At 69.6% G+C, this 250-nt stretch carries 1 pseudogene; it reads left to right on the top strand.

The annotated features are described in order from the left end of the window. Nucleotides 1–250 (top strand): annotated as a pseudogene (locus tag RMT89_RS44500) (homoserine dehydrogenase); the annotation flags it as partial.

The raw sequence follows: 250 nt of genomic DNA, 5'->3' as shown, positions 1-250 counted from the left end.
GCGCTTGAAGCCGGCAAGCCCGTGGTGACGGCCAACAAGGCGCTCATCGCCGCGCACGGGCTGGAGCTGGCCGAACTGGCTGAGCGGACCGGCGCCTCGCTGCATTTCGAGGCGGCGGTGATGGGGGGCACGCCGGCGGTGAAGATGTTGCGCGAGGGGTTGGTCGGCGACGACGTGGCCTCCATCGCCGGCATCCTCAACGGCACCTGCAACTTCATCCTGACCGAGATGGAGCGCACCGAGCGCCCCT

The sequence above is a fragment of the Streptomyces sp. P17 genome (assembly GCF_032436805.1).
GTDB lineage: Bacteria > Actinomycetota > Actinomycetes > Streptomycetales > Streptomycetaceae > Streptomyces.
This window is presented reverse-complemented; position numbering and strand designations above follow the sequence as displayed.